Here is a 4,454-nt window from a genome sequence, read left to right on the forward strand (position 1 = left end):
TCGATCGACTACGATGATGGCTTCATTGCCTTTCTCAACGGCACCGAAATCCTCCGCAAAAACATGGGCCCACCCGGACTTCTTGCTTACAGCGATCAGCAGGCTTTCAATGCATTTAAAGACTATATCGCCCAACATTTACCAGATCTGAGCACCCAAAAATTATACTTTGATCACGGCGATAAAACCTTAGATGCTATGTACCCCGACTTACAAATACAAATTGATGCTATTTTTAAACAACAATACCCTCAAAGTTTATGGCAAAGTAAGTTTTTCAAGGGCGAAAATCATAGCGAGAAATCTTGGGCGAAGCGTTTGCATATTCCATTAGAGTTTATGTTTGCCAAGTAAATGATTGATGCGATAAGCAATTTCAATATAGCTCCCGATACTCATTGCCAAACAAAAAAGTCGAACTTAGTTCGACTTTTTATTTCTATCTTTTACTAAAACACTATTTTTTCGCTTTAAAAACCGCATAACTTAATGGCGCTAGGTTTATTGTTACTACGCCGTCTTGTTCGGTTTTGTCTTTCGCTAATACTACTGGTTCATAGCCTTGGTAATTCATGGTAAACGTTTGGCTTTGATCAGTGGTTGCGGTGTTAGCAACAATTAAGTACTGCTTATTATCTAGAGTACGTGTAAATGCGTATAAGCCTGGTGTTGATTGGGCATAAACTTGTGCTTGCTGGCCATTTCGCAGCGCTGGATGGTCGAGGTAAAGCTGCGCTAATGCCACTAAATCTTGGTACAACTCATGGCTTTGATCAAAGTTACTGTCAGCAGTAGTTTTATCTGTGCCAAGTAAGTCATCATCATTAAATGAAGCAACGAGCGATGGCATCATATCTTGACGTGAATCTTTGTCATGGCCATCGCCGACAAAACCTTGTTCATCGCCATAGTAAACGACTGGAATACCGCGAGAAAAGTACATTAATGCGTTCGATAGTTTAACCCGCGCGAGTTTTTCGGCTTCGTCCATTTCAAATTTAGCAACATCTAACAAGTGAGCGAAACGGCCCATATCATGATTGCCGGTAAAAGTGACAAGTTGACTCGCGTCGCTATCCGCATCTTTATAATGGTGGTCACCGGCAAACAACATTGCCAATACATCTGTACCTTTACGTTCAACTAACGTTTGGAAAACCGCGCTTTGAAAACCGAAATCTAATATTGATTGCATATTGCCTGTGGTGGTGAACTGACTTAACACTTCAGGGGTAAAGTCATACACTTCGCCAAACATAAAGAATTGAGGAATACCTAACGATTTCGCGTGCTCAACAATAGCCGGTGAAAACTCACTCCAAAATTCCATATTGACATGCTTTACCGTATCAATACGAAAGCCATCGGGTTTAAATTCTGAGACGACACCTTTGAATACATCGATTAAGCCCTTAACGACTTCGGGGTTGTCTGTATCAATGTCATCAAGACCGGCAAAATCACCGTATATCGCACTTTCGCCTTCCCAAGTACTGTCGCCTTGGTTATGGTAAAATTTAGGGTCATTTAGCCATTGTGGCGTTTTAATATCTTCACTTCCCGGTGATACAAACGTGCTATAAGTATCGCCATTGGCAACTTGTTCTAACGTTTTATAATCACATAAACCTTCGGTTTCACCTAACCACTGTTTGCCGTCTTCGCCATGACATTCTTTAAACTTAATGACATCGGCGCTGTGATTGGCGATGATATCGAAAAATACTTTCATATTTAACGCATGCGCAGCATCGATTAAATCCTTTAGGTCTTGAGCAGAGCCTAAATGCGGGTCAATGGCAGTAAAATCTAATACCCAATAACCATGATAACCAGAGCTATCACCTTGCATTGCCTGGTTACGCATAATGGGAGTCATCCAAATAGATGTGATGCCCATTTCCTGTAAATAAGGTAACTTTTCTTTTAAGCCAATAATATCGCCACCATGGTAATGACTTTTACTGCTTGGATCGAAACCGCCTTGCGATTCAACAAGGGTTTTTGAGCCATTATCATTACTTTTATCACCATTGATAAAGCGATCTGGCATCACAAAGTAAAACACTTCCTCGCGAATATCACGTGTTAAATAAGGTGGTAATTGCTCGCTAATTTTAGCGACCTTAGGTTGTGCTAACCTTGCATCAACTTGCGCAGCTGAACGTACATCACTTGGTTCACAAGCCCATAAAATTAAAGTACACAGGCTAATAAAAGCTAATTTGTTATATTTATTCATCAGTATATGCCTAAGGATTAACCCTTAGGACGCTCCTTATTCATCACAGTAACTAAGTTAGTCATATCGGTATGTTGCCAAAATTCATTTATGGTGAATGGTAAGCGACGACGCCAATTTGGGTGCTGGTCAATCGTACCTGGGATATTCACTTGTTCATGTAAACCTAGCGCATCTTCTAATGGCACTAGTAATACCCGGCTCGGTGCTTTAGCTAAAAAGGCTTGCACCGCTTTGGCTAATTGAGAATTCATTTGTGCGGGTTGCATCGGCGGGAAATTTTCCGCTGCCAATACGCCTTCATATACTAATGCATCCAGTAATTGCTCACGATCAGTAATACGATCAGCACGTTCCTCAATACCCATTTGCTCGTTCGGGTATAAATTTAGCGCTTGGCGCCACTTTAAATCATTGCCTGTCCACCAACCGGCAATGGTTGATAAATCATGCGTTGATACCGTAACCATCGACTGCTCTGGATATCTTTCAGGGCGATAATATAAACCGTTTTCCCAACGTTCAAAAAATAGAACTTTGTATGATAACAGCCCTGACTCAGCCATAATGTCGCCAAAGCCATTCGGCACATTACCTAAATCTTCACCAATAACTACGCAGTTATTACGGCGTGATTCTAACGCGATAATACGAAAGATATCATCCAGTGGGAAGGTGATATAAATACCTTGATCAGCAGCCATACCTGGCGCAACCCAATATTGACGCATAAGGCCCAATACGTGGTCGATACGCAATGCGCCAGCGTGACGCATATTACTTCTTAGTGCTTTAACAAGTGGCATATAGCCTTTTTCTTGCAGTGCTACAGGATTAATTGGTGTAAGTCCCCAATCTTGTCCTAAAGTGTTCATTGCATCTGGCGGCGCGCCCACGGCAGCACCTGAAACATAGCTGTGTTTATCGGCCCACACTTCTGCGCCACTGCCATCACAGCCCACGGCTAAATCGAGATACAAGCCAATAGGCATATCATCACTTTTAGCTTGGCTTGCGGCAGCACCTAATTGCTTATCGGCAATAAATTGTAAAAATTGGAAATAGCCAATTCGTTCTACCTGTTTAACTTTAAACTGTTCAACAGCATCGCTATGTGGGTCTTGGAATTCTATAGGCCAGGCTTTCCAGCCATAAGCATTTTCATCTAATTTACGGAAATGTTCATACAAAGCATCAAACGTGGCTAATTCAAATAAATCATCACCCATTTCATCCACAAAACTTAAATACTGTTGCGCAAAATCAGTGTTCTTGGCTAAATGTTTACTAATAAAATCTTTATACAATAACTCTAATGCCTGAAACTTTAAGTGTGCAGCATGTGGGTAATCAATAAACTCTTGATTGTTGGCTGTACTAACCTGCAACTTAAAATCAGCAGTATTTACTAATGTTTGTACTGCCGCGCAATCGCTAAAATTGGCAACGCTAGTCACATCAATATACAAGGTGTTTAGAAAACAACGACTGGTAGGTGAGTACGGACTTATATGAGCCGGATTATTTGGGTACAGTGGATGCAATGGATTTAAACCAATAGCTGTTATGCCGCGCTTAGCCGACTCAGTAACTAAATGTTTAAGATCGCCAAAATCGCCCATGCCCCAACTATTATCAGATTTAACTGAATATAGCTGTGCAGCCAAGCCCCACATACGATAGTCGCTTGCTTCATTAGGGCTTAAACATTTTTGTGGCGCCACAATTAAGTGACAACTGGCATTTTCATTAGCCACTGAAATGGCTAAAGAATGGTAACCTTCAACCAATGTTGGCAATGTGAGGCTTAATTTTTGATGAACTGAACCCGCAACAGTTTGCTGATCGAGTATCGTAAGATCAGCTAATGCTGTCTCGCCGGTTAAAATATCACCAGACTCAAGTGTAATATTCCATTGCAGTTGATTACCTAATTGGTCTTGTTGCACACTTAACCATGCACTATGAGTAGCACTTTCCGATTTAACCATTTGCATCGGTGGTAATAACGATAACCAAGATGAATTTTGCAGCTGCGCTGCACTCGCTAAAATAGCTTCATCACTCTCTAAATTATATTCCATGGCGGTTAATAAACCATGCAGTGCTTGTGGATTAGCACTAACATTATTGCCGTAGCAATCGATGTAACTAGAGTGAAAACCTACCTGTTCGGCAAGTTGTTGAATTGGCGTCATATTGAAATTCCCTG

The 4,454-nt window shown here is 41.2% G+C and carries 2 protein-coding genes and 1 pseudogene; 1 reads left to right on the forward strand and 2 read right to left on the reverse strand.

All coding sequences use genetic code 11. The annotated features are described in order from the left end of the window. A pseudogene (locus QNK26_RS02920) lies at positions 1–354 on the forward strand (hypothetical protein); the annotation flags it as partial. Positions 355–457: 103 nt separating this feature from the next. Here QNK26_RS02920 and QNK26_RS02925 read toward each other — a convergent pair. Then, complete coding sequence (locus QNK26_RS02925; RefSeq protein ID WP_319220765.1) at positions 458–2,242, reverse strand: alpha-amylase family glycosyl hydrolase; 1,785 nt, start codon at positions 2,240–2,242, stop codon at positions 458–460. Between the two features lie 17 nt (positions 2,243–2,259). Beyond that, on the reverse strand, positions 2,260–4,454 hold a 2,195-nt coding region (gene malQ, locus QNK26_RS02930; RefSeq protein ID WP_319220766.1), incomplete at its 5' end, for a 4-alpha-glucanotransferase.

The organism is Moritella sp. (assembly GCF_033791185.1).
Taxonomy (GTDB): Bacteria; Pseudomonadota; Gammaproteobacteria; order Enterobacterales; family Moritellaceae; genus Moritella.